The organism is Methylocaldum szegediense (assembly GCF_949769195.1).
Classification (GTDB): Bacteria; Pseudomonadota; Gammaproteobacteria; order Methylococcales; family Methylococcaceae; genus Methylocaldum; species Methylocaldum szegediense.
Genome location: NZ_OX458333.1, coordinates 2,831,374 through 2,845,218, shown reverse-complemented (window position 1 = coordinate 2,845,218; position 13,845 = coordinate 2,831,374). Strand labels below are relative to the sequence as shown.

Below are 13,845 nucleotides of genomic sequence, written 5' to 3'. Positions count from 1 at the left end.
GAACATGTGAGCCAAGTAGAAAAAGACGGTGTTGAGCTCGGTAAAAAGAAAAACCAGGGGAAAGGCGGTTTTTCGGAGCCTTCTTCAGGCGAATTTGGCGTCGATCCTTCAACATCGAATATGGACTTTAGGACTTGTGCACAGCAGTGCTATTAATTCGACTCAATGATAACCGTAATACTCGGTATCAGAATGTTGTCATTAATTTAAAGGGTAAGCGTTTCCGGTATCGTGACCGGATTCACAAAACCGAAAATATGGGAATAATGATTGTCGAGATCTTGCGCAAATAACATGGAACTCCGGTAATTTTGAATTCGGTTAGATACATGAAAGTCATCGACCATTGGCTGACGGATGCGAGGCGTGTCGAGAGCTGCAACTGCGACGACAGGCCTGATGCAGGGGATATTTCGTTGGTGGTGATTCACGGTATCAGTCTGCCTCCGGGCCAGTTCGGCGGCGACTGGATAGACCGACTGTTCACGAGTACTTTGGAGCCTACCGCCCATCCGTATTTCCAGCGGATATGCGGCATACGGGTATCGGCCCATGCGCTCGTACGGCGCGACGGCGAACTCGTTCAATATGTTCCGTTTCACCGGCGGGCTTGGCACGCCGGGCCGTCCAGCTATCGGGGGCGGGAGCGCTGCAATGATTTTTCGATCGGTATCGAGTTGGAAGGAGCCGACGACGTTCCCTATGCCGACGCACAGTACGATGGCCTGGCCGATGTGCTCGCCGCGCTGTTCGAGGCTTATCCGAGCCTATCCCCGAACCGGATAGTCGGTCATAGCGATATCGCTCCGGGACGCAAGACCGATCCGGGTCCGAGCTTCGATTGGGGAAGGCTTTACCGGTTGCTGTCCGCGAGAGGATTTCGTCGGACCGAGTGCGACGCTATTCGCGCCTAAGGCCCAACTGTCGTGGCGGAGTGTTTCCGGCAGATCGCTTTCTAACTTACGCCAGATCGGCCGTCGATTGCCGCGGTCTCAGCGAGTCGATCAACAGCATCACGACGCCTATGGTGATCGCCGAATCGGCGACGTTGAAAGCAGGCCAGTGCCACTCTCCGTAAAATACGTCGATAAAGTCGATAACGTATCCGTAAGCGACCCGGTCAATGAGGTTGCCTAGCGCACCGCCGAGTACCAGCGCCCAGGCGGCGGCTTCCCAGCGTTGATTTTTGCCGAGTCGGCTTAGCCAGTAACAGATCGCGACGCTGGCAATCGCCGCCAGGCCGATGAAGAACCAGCGCTGCCAGCCCCCGGCCTCGCTCAGAAAGCTAAACGCTGCGCCTTGGTTGCGTAGGTAAGTGAGCTGAAAAAAAGGCAGCAAGCCGACCGATTCATAGAGTTCCATTGATCGGTCGACCATCAGCTTGGTGAGTTGGTCCAAGACGACGACCAGCACGGAGAGCCAAAGCCAATGCAGCATAAGCGTCAGGCGTAAAGACGGGTTTCGCCCGGACCCACGACGTTTTCGACGCAACGTCCGCAAAGCTCGGGGTGGTCGGCATGCTGGCCGACATCCTCGCGGTGATGCCAACAACGTACACATTTGGGTTTATCGGAAGCCCGAACTTTGAGCTCCAGTCCCTCGATCCCTGTCGGAAGCGTGTCGCCGGTTCCTTCGGGCCGAAGGCTCGCGTACGACGTGATGAACACGAAGCGGAGCTCGCCTTCGATAGGTGCAAGCCGTTCGAGAATCGGCTGGCTGCAGTAAAGTTCGACTTCGGCATCCAGCGACGCCCCGATCTCGCCGCGTACGCGCAGCACCTCCAGTTCTTTGCTCACCGCCTCGCGGATTTTGAGCACGAAATCCCAGAACTCGCGGTCGAACAGCGAGGATTCGTCCAATGGGAACAGCCCCTCGTACCAGGTCTCCAGAAAGACCGATTCGCTCCGTTTGCCGGGCAAATAACGCCAGATTTCATCGGCCGTGAAACTCAAGATCGGGGCCAGCCAGCGGGTCAAGGCCTCGGCGATGTGGTACATGGCGGTTTGTGCCGAACGTCGCGGGAGGCTGTCCTCACGGCAGGTGTACTGGCGGTCCTTGAGCACGTCGAGGTAGAAGCTGCCTAGGTCGATGGAGCAGAAATTGTGGACTTTTTGGTAGATCAGGTTGAACTGATACGTTTCGTAAGCTTTGACGATTTCCTGCTGGAGACGAAACGCCCGGTCGACTGCCCAGCGATCGAGTGCCAGCATCTTTTCGGGCTCAACCAAATGGCGCTCCGGATCGAAGCCGTTCATGTTGGCGAGCAGGTAGCGGGCGGTATTGCGCAAGCGCCGGTAAACGTCCGCCGTGCGCTTTAGGATTTCGTCGGAGACACTCATCTCGGCACGGTAGTCGGTGGCCGCGACCCAGAGCCTCAGGATGTCGGCTCCGAGGTTCTGCATCACTTTCTGCGGGGCTACGACATTGCCCCTGGATTTCGACATTTTTTTGCCTTCCGCGTCCACGGTGAAGCCATGGGTCAAGACCTGCCGATACGGCGCGGTGTCCCGGATCGCGATCGAGGCGAGCAAAGATGATTGGAACCAGCCGCGATGCTGGTCTGATCCTTCGAGGTAGAGGTCGGCTGGAGAATACAGGTCTTCCCGCCGATCCAGCACGCAGAAGTGGCTGACTCCGGAATCGAACCAGACGTCCAGTGTGTCGTTGATCTTCTGGTACTGAGCCGCCTCTTCGCCGAGCAATTCGACGGGATCGAGTTCGAACCAGGCGTCAATCCCCTTTTCCTCGACTCTTTGGGCGACCGCTTCGATCAGCTCTTCGCTACGCGGGTGTAGCGCGCCGGTCTCGCGATGGACGAACAAGGCGATCGGCACGCCCCAGTTGCGCTGGCGGGAGACGCACCAGTCAGGCCGGTTGGCGACCATGCCTTCGATGCGCGCCTGGCCCCAGTCCGGTATCCATTGCACTTTCTTGATTTCTTCCAGGGCCTGGCGGCGAAGATCGTTCTTGTCCATGGCGATGAACCATTGCGGTGTCGCTCGGAAGATGACCGGCGTCTTGTGCCGCCAGCAGTGCGGGTAGCTGTGTTCGATGCGCTCCTCGTGCAGCAGCGCGCCGCGTTCCTTCAACACCTCGACCACATGGTCGTTGGCGTTCATCACGTGCTCGCCTGCAAACAGCGGCGTGCTCGGCAGAAACTTGCCGTCGTCAGCCACCGGATTGTCGACCGGCAAGCCGTAGCGCTGACCGACGACGTAGTCTTCCTGGCCATGTCCGGGTGCCGTATGCACCGCACCGGTACCGGCCTCGAGCGTCACATGCTCGCCGAGAACGATCGGTACTTCCCGCTCGTAAAAAGGATGTTGAAGCAGCAAGCCTTCGAGATCCGAGCCCTTGCCATACGCCACGACGTGGTAATCGTCGATGCCGTAACGTATCATCACATCCTTCATCAGGGCCTCAGCCACGACCAGCCGTTCCGTCGGCTCCCGGCATTGAACGACGGCGTAATCGAGATCCGGATTGAGCGCCACGCCCTGGTTGGCAGGCAGGGTCCAAGGAGTGGTCGTCCAGATGACGATCGAGAGCGGGCCTTCGCCAGGGTGGCCGGGCACCGAATGACAACGCTGGATCAGCGCAGCTTCGTCGAGTACTCTGAACCGCACGTCGATAGCGATCGAACGCTTGTTTTCGTATTCGACCTCGGCTTCGGCCAGCGCGGAGCCGCAATCGGTGCACCAATGCACGGGCTTTGCCCCTTTCACCAGATGGCCGCGTGCAGAAATGCGCCCCAAAGCGCGCAAAATATCCGCCTCGTAACGGAAATCCATGGTCAGGTACGGATTGTCCCAATCACCTAAAATGCCGAGCCGGATGAACTCGCGCCGCTGGACGTCCACTTGCTCGGTCGCATAGGAACGGCAGGCTTTGCGGAACTCAGACGCGTCGACCTTAACGCCGGCTTTGCCAATCTTTTTCTCCACCATCAGTTCGATGGGCAGGCCATGGCAGTCCCAACCTGGCACATAGGGCGCGTCGAAACCGCTGAGTCCCTTGCTCTTGACGATAATGTCTTTCAAGATCTTGTTTACGGCATGGCCGATGTGGATTTCGCCGTTGGCATAGGGCGGACCATCGTGAAGAACGAATTTGGGGCGTCCACGGAACGTCTCGCGGATCTTCCGGTAAAGATCCAAGCTGCGCCAGCGCTCGAGCTGCTCGGGCTCGCGCTGCGGCAGATTGGCCTTCATCGGAAAGTCGGTCCTGGGTAAATTGAGTGTCGATTTATAATCCGTGCTCATGATGCAGAGGATGGTATTGGATTGGAGGTGGCGAAATAGCTTCGTGCAGTTGCGACGTCCCGTTCGATCTGGGCCCGTAGTTCGCCTAAGCTGTCGAAGCGCTTTTCGTTCCGGAGTTTGCGGTGAAAAACGATTTCCACCTGTTTTCCGTAGAGATCTCCGGAGAAGTCCAGCAAATAGGTTTCCAGGAGTACCGTGCGTCCGCCCCCGATGGTAGGGCGTATGCCTACGTTCGCAACTCCCGGTAGCGGACGTTCGCCGATTCCGGACATTGTAACGGCAAACACCCCTTGGACAGGAGTGTTTTTCCGTCTCATTGCGACGTTGGCGGTAGGAAAGCCCAGCATTCGGCCGCGTTTGGCACCGTGCACGACACGTCCGCAAACGGAGTACGGGCGCCCCAGGAGCTGAGCCGCACTGGCCAAGTCGCCAGCTTCGAGAGCGTTGCGGACCCAGGTGCTGCTGACGCGCCGTCCGTTCACCAGGACCGACGGGGTGTCGACCACGTCGAAACCGAATGCTCTTCCGGCTTCGCGCAGCATGGCGAAATTGCCGACTCGGTTTCTGCCGAACCGGAAATCGTCTCCCACTACCAAATATTTGATGCGCAATCCTTCGAGCAGGATGGTTCGGATGAAGTCTTGCGCCGGCAACATGGCCAGATGCCAGTTGAATCGCAGCAGCAAAACATGATCGACGGGCAATTCGGCCAAGCGGGCCAATTTCTCGCGAAGGCGGGTCAGGCGGGCCGGTGCTTCGTCCGGGAAAAAATATTCGCGCGGTTGAGGCTCGAACAGAACGACCACGACCGGTAATTCCAGCCTGCGACCCGCTTCTGCTAACCGCTCGATCACCTGGCGGTGGCCGATATGGACGCCGTCGAAGTTACCAATCGTGGCAACGCATCCCTTTTCGGGAAGCTTGAGTTCGGCGAGTCCTCGGCTCAGGCGCATGCGACGGTCCTCAGGTGCTTTCAGGAACGAGCATGTGCCGGGGACGGAGGCCGGTCAGAGTGAGACACGACACGTAGATCGCGAAACCCAGCAAAATCCATAACGCGAGATGAGAGACCCGCTCGATCATCGACCAGGTCTGCCACGGATAGGCATTGGACGCGTAGACCAGGATAGGGACCATCATTGCGCTGGCAAATACCACGCGCAGGAGAAAGATCGTCCAGCCGGGTTCCGGTCTGTAAATTCGTTCCTTGAGAAGCTTTGCCAAGAGCAGCCCGGCGTTGAAGATAGCCGCAAGCGCCGTCGCTAGGGCGAGTCCCGCATGGCCCCAGCCTATGGGTGCGAGTTGAAAGATCAGAGCGAGATTCAGCGCGAGGTTCGCCAGAACCGCGTAAAAGCCGTATCGGACCGGGGTACGGAGATCCTGCCTCGAGCTAAAACCCGGGACGAGCACCTTGATCGCGATGAAACCGATCAATCCTATGGAATAAGTCATCAGGCTCCGACTGGCCATTTCGGCGTCATAGGATGAAAACCGATCGTACTGGAAAAGAGTGGAAATCATCGGTCCTGCGAGCAGAGCGAGTCCCAAGGTTGCAGGCAAGCCAATGAGAACGACCCAGCGTAGGGCCCAATCCAGCGAACGGGAGAATCCGTCCCGGTCGCGGCTCGCATGATTTTTCGACAAATGGGGCAGCATCACAGTGCCGATAGCGACGCCGAAAATGCCTAACGGAAATTCCACCAGGCGATCAGAATAGTAAAGCCAGGATACGCTGCCGGAAGCTAAAAAGGATGCGATCAGTGTATCGACCAGAAGGTTCACCTGAGTTACAGAAACCCCGAAAATCGCAGGTCCTATCAGTGCGATCATGCGGCGAACCCCGGAATCGTGAAACCCGAAGCGGGGTCTTGGCAGCAGACCTGCCCGAACGAGCGCCGGCACTTGAAAGCCGAGTTGCACGAAGCCGGCGACCAGCACGCCCCAGGCTAAGGCGGTGATGGGTTCGGGTAAGTAGGGGGCGAGCCAGATCGTCGCGGGGATCATCAAAAGATTCAGGAAGACCGGCGTGACAGCTGGTATTGCGAAACGTCCCCAGGTGTTCAGAATCGCCCCGGCGAATGCCGTGAGGGAGATGAAAAATAGATACGGAAAGGTGATGCGCAGCATCGTCACGCTGAGCTCGAATTGCTTCGCGTCTCGATAAAAACCGGGCGCGAACAGCAGGATAAAGAACGGTGCTGCGAGGACTCCGACGAACGTCACCAGCAACAAGGCTAGCGACAGGCTGCCGGCGGTGCGGTCCAAGAACGGCCTGAGCTGGGTCTGGTCGTGGCGCTCCTTGTAATCCGACAGGATCGGCACGAAGGCCTGCGAGAAGGCGCCTTCCGTAAACAGGCGGCGCAAGAAGTTGGGAATCCTGAAAGCGACGAAGAACGCGTCGGTGCCGGGGTCGGCACCGAAATAACGGGCAATGATGACATCCCGAACGAAGCCCAAGAGGCGGGAGACGAAGGTCAATCCGCCGACGGCCGCCGTGGATTTCAGTAGATGCTTGCTCAGAGCCTAAAACCAGTGCTGTCGTTAGAGTTGGAGAAAGGGCCGTAGTATAAGGAATTTAGTCGATCAAGGCACTGCCGAAAAAGCGCCGCTGACAAGGCTCCGCATATGAGTCTCGGGCGCTCCATCTATTCGGCCGGGCAAGTTTGTGGGACTTGATCTATTGACTCTGGGGTGACTTGAGAACAAAATAGCGAATTCGCTGCCAATGAATTGGATTAGAGGTTCTCACCTTGGCTAACATTGCTTCTGCAAAAAAACGCGCCAGACAATCGGAAAAACGTCGCGCCCACAACGCGGCTCTGCGCAGCCGGTTGCGGACTTTCATTAAGAAGGTCATTTTGGCGGTGGAATCCGGTGACCTGGAGAAAGCTCAGGCCGCCTATCGCGCTGCGGTTCCCATTATCGATTCGTCAGTCAACAAGGGCTTGATCCATAAGAATAAGGCTGCTCGTAGCAAGAGCCGCCTCAACGCTCGCGTCAAAGCGCTGGCTCTGAAAGCGTCCGCCTGACACCCGGCGGAAAGGCGAGGCGGGCTTAGCCTGCCTCTCAAGCCAAGACCAGATTATCCCGGTGGATCAGCTCTGGTTCATCGACATAGCCGAGCAAGCTTTCGATCTGTGAACTCGGCCGGCGCATGATGATGCGGGTTTCATCGGCGCTGTAATTCACGAGTCCCCGGGCTATCTCGCGTCCTTCCGCATCCACGCAAGCTACCAGCTCGCCTCGGCGAAAGTCTCCCTCTACGGCGGTCACGCCGATAGGCAATAGGCTTTTGCCGTCTTCCTTCAAAACACGCGCGGCGCCCTCGTCCAGGTATAGTGTACCTTTGAGCTTCAGCTGCCCGGCCAGCCAGCGTTTGCGCGCCAGCATCGGAGACACGTCCGGCACCAGGAAGGTGCCTAAGTTTTCGCCAGCAATGATCCTTGGCATGACATCATGCTCCCGCCCGCTAGCGATGACCGTTGCCGTGCCGGATCGGGACGCTAGTCGAGCGGCACGGAGTTTGGTAATCATGCCGCCCCGTCCCAGTCCGCTGCGGCTTTCGCCCACCATTTCACCGAGGCGCGAATCGTTGATGCTGGCCTGATGAACAAGCTTCGCAGTTGGATCCAGCGTGGGGTCGCGTTCGTACAGTCCTTTTTGGTCGGTCAAAATGACCAAGAGGTCCGCTTCTAGAAGATTGGCCACCAAGGCCGCAAGTGTATCGTTGTCTCCGAAGCGGATTTCCTCGTTCGCCACGGTATCGTTTTCGTTGATGACCGGCACGACGCCCAGCTCGAGCAATGTGAGCATGGTGCTTCGAGCGTTGAGATAGCGTTGACGATCTGATAGGTCGTCGTGGGTCAGCAGAATCTGCGCGGTTCGGAGATTGTGGTGTTGAAAAAGAGATTCGTACGTCCGAATCAGGCCCATCTGTCCGACGGCAGCGGCCGCTTGCAACTGGTGCAGGGAGCGCGGACGTGTTTTCCAACCCAGCCGGCACATTCCTTCGGCGACCGACCCCGAAGACACGAGCACGATTTCCATTTTTTGCGTATGGCGCAAGCCTGCGATTTGGCGTACCCAGTCGCTGATGGCGGGTAGGTCCAGCCCACGCCCGCTTGAGGTTAGCAAAGCGCTGCCGATCTTAACAATGACGCGGCGGGCGCGGGCGAACTCAGTCCTGTCTTGCATCTTTTGCTTGTTCTTGTTCGAGGAATTCCATCACGCTGTAGATGAGTTGTTTCAAACCGTCGCCGCGAACGGCGGAAACCCTGAATGCGGGGCCGGTCCAATGGAGGCCGTCGAGGATTTCACGGCAACGTTGTTCCACAGCGTCCTCGTCGAGCCGATCGATTTTGTTTAGCACCAGCCAACGCGGCTTTCGATCCAGTCCCCGATCCCATTGTTCCAGTTCGGCAATGACTTTTTGGGCTGCCGTAACCGGGTCTTCCAGGGTTTCGTAAGGTTCGACATCCACCACGTGGAGCAGCAGCTTGGTGCGGGAAAGGTGTTTCAGGAACTGAACCCCGAGTCCCGCGCCCTGCGATGCGCCCTCGATAAGCCCGGGAATGTCGGCCATGACGAAACTACGCTGTTCGTCGACGCGCACCACGCCAAGGTTCGGATAAAGCGTCGTGAAAGGATAATCCGCGACCTTGGGACGAGCGGCGGACACGCTGCGGATCAGGCTAGATTTTCCGGCATTGGGCATGCCGAGCAGCCCGACATCGGCGATCAGTTTGAGCTCGAGGCGCAGGGTGCGCTTTTCGCCTGGCGTTCCGTTGGTGGCTTTGCGTGGCGCACGGTTGACGCTGCTTTTGAAGCGGGCGTTGCCGAGGCCGTGATAGCCCCCCTTGGCCACCAATAGCCGTTGACCTTCATTGACCAGATCGCCCAGCTTTTCGCCGGTTTCGGCGTCGAATACTTCCGTACCGGTAGGAACCTGGATGATGCAGTCGGCGCCGGAATGGCCGGTACAGTTGCCGCCTGAGCCGTTCTGGCCACGTTCGGCCCGGAAACGGGAATGAAAGCGGAAATCGACCAGGGTATTGAGGTTGTTGCAGGCTACAAGATAAACGTTGCCGCCGTCGCCCCCATCGCCCCCGTCGGGGCCACCGAAAGGAACATATTTTTCGCGTCGAAAGCTGACGCAGCCGTTGCCGCCGTCACCTGCTTCCACCCGAATTTCCGCTTCGTCAACAAACTTCATGGCAATGACAAAAAAGCCCCGTCATGGACGAGGCTTCTTCCTACTCAAGAGGATGGCCAGTAAGCCGCTTTGTTCCTTAAGCTTCGCTTGGAACGATGCTGACGTATTTCCGTTTGAACGGGCCTTTCACTTTGAATTGGACATGCCCGTCAGTCAAAGCGAAAAGCGTGTAGTCTCTTCCGCAGCCTACATTGTCGCCGGGGTGAAACTTGGTGCCCCGCTGCCGCACGATAATGCTGCCCGCATGCACGAATTGGCCGCCGAAGCGTTTCACGCCAAGTCGTTTGGATTCTGAGTCGCGGCCGTTGCGTGAACTGCCGCCTGCTTTTTTATGCGCCATTGTGATTCCTCACTATTCGATTAGGCCGTGATGTCGGTGATCTGGATTTCTGTGTAATTCTGCCGGTGGCCGGCCCGCTTCATGTAATGCTTGCGTCGGCGAAACTTGATGATCTTAATTTTCGGATGTCGACCGTGAGCCTTGACGGTTGCGGTTACTTTGCCTCCTTCGACAAAGGGTTTGCCTACTTTCAAGCCGGAATCCGTCTGAACCATCAACACTTTGTCGAATTCGATTTGTTGACCGGCTTCCGCTTTGAGCGTCTCGACCTTGACGACGTCGCCCTGTTTCACCCGATATTGTTTGCCGCCTGTCTGTATAACCGCGTACATTTTTGTTGGCTCCAAACGCAGAAAATTCTTCGATAAACACGGAATGATAACCGTGCACGCCCGAGTCCGTCAACTTACGGCGTTTTTTGACGCCCCGATGCGAGACGCCGCCGAATTCGACCAGCGCGTCGACTCCTAGACGTCGCTCAGCGCACGGCTATCAGAATCTCGCCCTTGCCGAGCGCACACATATCGCCGGCGTAACGCCGCACCCGCTTGAGCGTGTCGGACATCTCGGAAAAACGGGTTTCGAGCCCCTGGTAACCTTTGAGAAGCAGCGGTATGAAGCCGAGCGTATGGGTACCGCAATCGTTGAAGGTGGGGGAAAGGAAGGCGGGTTCTTGAGCGAGCAACACGGTGCCGCGATTCATGGCATAGCCCAGGTGATCGCCGACTTTACCGAGAACCGCGATGGTCCCGGCGGTCATACGGGAGCCAAGATAGCTTCCTGCGTCGCCCTCGATCAGAATGGCGCCGCGGCGCAGATGGTCGCCCACGCGGTTGCCGGCGTTTCCTTTGACGATGACGATGCCGCCCGCCATGCCCTTTTTGTTGCCGGGAAGGCTGGCGCCGAGAAAATCCCCGGCATTACCGCGGATCAGGATTTCGCCGTTTTTCATCTCGCAGGCGGCATAGGCGTCGACGTTACCGTCGACCACGATACGTCCGCCCTTGAGCTGCATGCCTAGGTAACTGCCGGCATCGCCTTCCACGCGAATTTCGCCCCGGCTCATGCCTCTGCCGACATAATCGAGCTTGCTGCTGCCGCGAAAGACTAGGCAATCGGCGTCTTGACCTTCGATGGAAAACAACTCGTCGACGCGCACCTGCCGGTTACCGTATTGCAGCAACTCGGCCCCGATTTCGCTTGCAGACTTGTCGGCGAGCCGGTCGGGCGTCAGCGGGGATACGTCGACCCGTTGTTTGAGTTCGGCCTTCTGGGTGAAGGTAAGCGCCGTCATGCCATGATCTCCTGAAGATGGAATAGGAAAGGACCCAATTTACCGCCGTAATTGCCCGCACTGATGCGGCGTATGCCGTTTTGGGCACCCAAGCTGCAGGCAGCCTCGATACCGACCCGCATGGCTTTTTTGATGTCTTCGTCTGTCAGTCCATCGATGACGATTTCCATTACCGATTCGATCTCCGGACTCAAATCCGTCTTAGTCTGGCCCTTGAGCGTTGGACAAAACGCATCGTTGGTCGATGCTGACAAGGCTTTGTACTTGGAGCCGACCTTCGAGCCTGAGCGCACGACCCCGCCTGGGAACGGCATGATGACGTTCGGGACTTTTTTCATGGCTTCGATGGCCGCTTCGCACGCGGCTAAAGCCTGCGGCTGGCTCTCCGCCAGGATGAGAAAATTGCCGCCCCCTACGGCCTTAACACTGTAGGTCGTGTCTTCGCAGAGGAACTCGCCGTCCATGACCGGGATGCGCCAGTACCGTTTGCCATTGATGCGCTTGGAAATTTGGAACCCGTCTCCGAAAAAACGGAGATTCTTGCCCAAAGGCATTTTTTCGCCCTCATGGAGGCCGGCGAACAATGCCGATGTGGGGGAGGTCAGCACGCACTGGCCGGCCCGGGTTTCCACCTGCTTGGCTAAGGTCTTGGCGCCCATGGCGAAAATCAATGCGGAAATACCCGGGCGACCATCCGGGGTTTCGCTCGGATCGAGCTCACGCTCTATGCCTGCTTCGCAGCCGCAGGCGATAACCGATGTGGCGAAGCCGGTCATGGCCTGGGCCGCATGGTAGGCCCATTTCATGTTTTGGGCGGTGATGATGACCCGCGTGGCCCTCATTGGAAAGGCTTCGGCGAAAGTCGCATCGATCTGAACGCCGTTGATGTTCATTCAATTCCTCGCGGCTCGTTTGTTCTATGTTATCGGGGTACCGTTGCGTTTCAGTGGAGAGGGCGTCTTTCGCCGCTTTTCGCTAGGCGTGTCCTACGCAGGGGTGGACCAGAATCTTGTTGCGCCCGTCGTGCTCGATTTCCCAGTCGCGAATAATGAAATTGTCCATTTTCATGGTGTGATAGCGCTCGAAATAGTCCCGCAGCCGCCCTTCGATGCCGGCACGGTCGAATTCGGGTTTCACCGTGTGCACGTTGCCCCAGACAATTTTGACGACTTCGCCGTTGCGCACGACCAATTCGCCGTCTTTGAATACATAGTCCGGTTTGGCGAACATGGCTTCCTTGTTTTCCTGTTCCGTATACACGGTGATATCCGCGGCGGCCCCGGCCCCCAAGTGGCCGCGGTCGCTCAGGCCGAGAAGCTTGGCGGCGCCGGCGCGGGTCATGATGGCGATTTCGTACAAACTGTACTCCCGGTCGATGGAGCCGAGCGTGCTCATTGAGGCGGCATCGGGATTGATGGTCGACAGCATGTCGTTGCGGAAGCTTTTGTCCATCAGGAGCCGGATCAAATGCGGATAAGTGGTGAACGGTGCGCCGTTGGGGTGGTCGGTGGTTAGGAAAATTCGCCAAGGGTCCTCCACCAGCAGGAAGATTTCCAAACCTATGCACCATTGCAGGGCATTTACGAAATTCTGGTCCTTATACTTGAACGGCACGACGCCGCAGCCGGCATCGCATTCGATGTCCATGCACACCCATTTGTTCGGATGGGCGTGGTTGGAGTTGGCGAACTGGCGCATGGAGTCGCCCGATGCGGTAACGGTTTGTCCGAACAGAATTTGCCCTACATCCGCCGTGATGTTGCGGTTCTTGTTGATAGCTTCGGCGATCTGCGCCGCGCCCGAGGAAAACTTGCGGTCACCCTCGGTGCCGTAGCTGTGAAACTGAATATGGGTCAAATGCATCGGCAAGCCTTCGATGCCGGCGATCGTGTTCAGCGTCGTTTCCAGGTTTCCCGGGACTCCCAGGTTGCAACCGTGTACGTGCAGCGGATGGGGTACGCCTAATTCGTGCACCGCTCTGGCGAGTGTCTGAAGAACCTGCCTGGGCGTAACGCCGTAATAGCTGTGCTGATCGTCCAGGTCCAGTTTGCGCTGGTTGAACTTGAACGCGCTGATGCCGCCCGGGTTGACCACTTTTATGCCGATACATTGGCTGGAATGCAGGGTCCAGGCTACGTAATCGTTGATGATTTTCTGGTCGGCGCCGGATGCGAGCAGACGCAGAAAGAAATCATCGCTGCCGAGCATGGCATAGCCGCCTACGTCCATGAGCGGCACGTCGGCCATTTCCATGTGTGCTTGGCGAGCATTGATGGGGAGCACGGCGGGCTCGAAGCCGGCGGTGTAACCCATTTCCGCGTAACGATAGCCGGTGGTCAGCGTGGAAGGTGCCGCATGGCCGCAGCCCGCGCGTGTCAAAGCCGAACGTGGCGAGGGATCGGCACGGTGGTCCTCCGGCAGGAGGTTGCGGGCGATGGTCACCTTGCCGCCGCCGATATGGGTATGCATGTCGATGGCACCGGCCATGATCACTTTGCCGCGGCAATCGTATTCCTGATCGGGCATCGCGTCGGAAACGTCGGCTTGGGCGATGATGCGCCCGTCGCGGATATAGATATCCCGCACTTCGCCGTTGATGTTGTGCATGGGATCGTAGACGGTGCCGCCCGTAAGTTTTATCAACATGAAAATCTCCTTTGGAAATCGTTTCAGCGGAGCGGTCTTGCTGTAGCGGACTGGGGGCGAAACACTGAAGGACGATTAGCCGGATCGGAAG

The 13,845-nt window shown here is 57.9% G+C and carries 14 protein-coding genes; 3 read left to right on the top strand and 11 right to left on the bottom strand.

Going from position 1 to position 13,845, the window contains the following annotated elements:
- Positions 1-6 precede the first annotated feature (6 nt).
- Together QEN43_RS12135 and ampD are read left to right on the top strand one after the other, a co-directional pair.
- Positions 7-156, top strand: a complete 150-nt coding sequence (locus QEN43_RS12135; protein WP_156912849.1) for a hypothetical protein — start codon at positions 7-9, stop codon at positions 154-156.
- A 173-nt stretch (positions 157-329) separates the two neighbouring features.
- Positions 330-914, top strand: coding sequence for a 1,6-anhydro-N-acetylmuramyl-L-alanine amidase AmpD (gene ampD, locus QEN43_RS12130; protein ID WP_051331889.1), 585 nt, complete (start codon positions 330-332; stop codon positions 912-914).
- 46 nt (positions 915-960) lie between these two features.
- On the opposite strand, the gene lspA is transcribed toward ampD, so the two are convergent.
- The 4 genes from lspA to murJ are packed head-to-tail and all read right to left on the bottom strand — an operon-like array spanning position 961 to position 6,767.
- Positions 961-1,437: a signal peptidase II gene (gene lspA, locus QEN43_RS12125; protein WP_026611252.1), complete on the bottom strand. Its 477-nt coding sequence runs from the start codon at positions 1,435-1,437 to the stop codon at positions 961-963.
- 5 nt (positions 1,438-1,442) lie between these two features.
- Positions 1,443-4,262, bottom strand: coding sequence for an isoleucine--tRNA ligase (gene ileS / locus QEN43_RS12120; protein WP_026611253.1), 2,820 nt, complete (start codon positions 4,260-4,262; stop codon positions 1,443-1,445).
- Positions 4,259-5,215 carry a bifunctional riboflavin kinase/FAD synthetase gene (ribF, locus tag QEN43_RS12115; protein WP_026611254.1) on the bottom strand — a complete coding sequence of 319 codons (957 nt, stop codon included), beginning with the start codon at positions 5,213-5,215 and terminating at the stop codon, positions 4,259-4,261. Before ribF ends, ileS begins: the two co-directional genes overlap by 4 nt.
- A 10-nt stretch (positions 5,216-5,225) precedes the next feature.
- Positions 5,226-6,767 (bottom strand): murein biosynthesis integral membrane protein MurJ, encoded by a 1,542-nt coding sequence (gene murJ, locus QEN43_RS12110; protein WP_317964076.1) that lies wholly within the window; start codon positions 6,765-6,767, stop codon positions 5,226-5,228.
- Positions 6,768-7,012: 245 nt separating this feature from the next.
- Between murJ and rpsT the strand changes: the two genes are divergently transcribed.
- Positions 7,013-7,291: a 30S ribosomal protein S20 gene (rpsT, locus tag QEN43_RS12105; RefSeq protein WP_026611256.1), complete on the top strand. Its 279-nt coding sequence runs from the start codon at positions 7,013-7,015 to the stop codon at positions 7,289-7,291.
- A 37-nt stretch (positions 7,292-7,328) separates the two neighbouring features.
- Here the strand turns inward: rpsT and proB are convergent, their stop codons facing one another.
- From proB to QEN43_RS12070, 7 genes are all read right to left on the bottom strand, one after another.
- Positions 7,329-8,456 carry a glutamate 5-kinase gene (proB, locus tag QEN43_RS12100; RefSeq protein WP_026611257.1) on the bottom strand — a complete coding sequence of 376 codons (1,128 nt, stop codon included), beginning with the start codon at positions 8,454-8,456 and terminating at the stop codon, positions 7,329-7,331.
- Positions 8,440-9,474: an Obg family GTPase CgtA gene (gene cgtA / locus QEN43_RS12095; RefSeq protein WP_026611258.1), complete on the bottom strand. Its 1,035-nt coding sequence runs from the start codon at positions 9,472-9,474 to the stop codon at positions 8,440-8,442. Before cgtA ends, proB begins: the two co-directional genes overlap by 17 nt.
- Before the next feature lie 76 nt (positions 9,475-9,550).
- Positions 9,551-9,814, bottom strand: coding sequence for a 50S ribosomal protein L27 (rpmA, locus tag QEN43_RS12090; protein ID WP_026611259.1), 264 nt, complete (start codon positions 9,812-9,814; stop codon positions 9,551-9,553).
- Between the two features lie 20 nt (positions 9,815-9,834).
- A complete protein-coding gene (gene rplU, locus QEN43_RS12085; protein ID WP_026611260.1) occupies positions 9,835-10,146 on the bottom strand; it encodes a 50S ribosomal protein L21 in 312 nt (103 codons plus the stop codon).
- A 146-nt stretch (positions 10,147-10,292) separates the two neighbouring features.
- Complete coding sequence (locus tag QEN43_RS12080; protein ID WP_026611261.1) at positions 10,293-11,108, bottom strand: formylmethanofuran dehydrogenase subunit C; 816 nt, start codon at positions 11,106-11,108, stop codon at positions 10,293-10,295.
- The gene (gene fhcD, locus QEN43_RS12075) at positions 11,105-12,001 is read right to left on the bottom strand and encodes a formylmethanofuran--tetrahydromethanopterin N-formyltransferase (protein WP_026611262.1); all 897 of its coding nucleotides are present in this window, start codon (positions 11,999-12,001) and stop codon (positions 11,105-11,107) included. The genes QEN43_RS12080 and fhcD overlap by 4 nt, the downstream gene beginning before the upstream one ends.
- A gap of 82 nt (positions 12,002-12,083) precedes the next feature.
- Positions 12,084-13,754, bottom strand: coding sequence for a formylmethanofuran dehydrogenase subunit A (locus QEN43_RS12070; protein ID WP_026611263.1), 1,671 nt, complete (start codon positions 13,752-13,754; stop codon positions 12,084-12,086).
- Positions 13,755-13,845 lie beyond the last annotated feature (91 nt).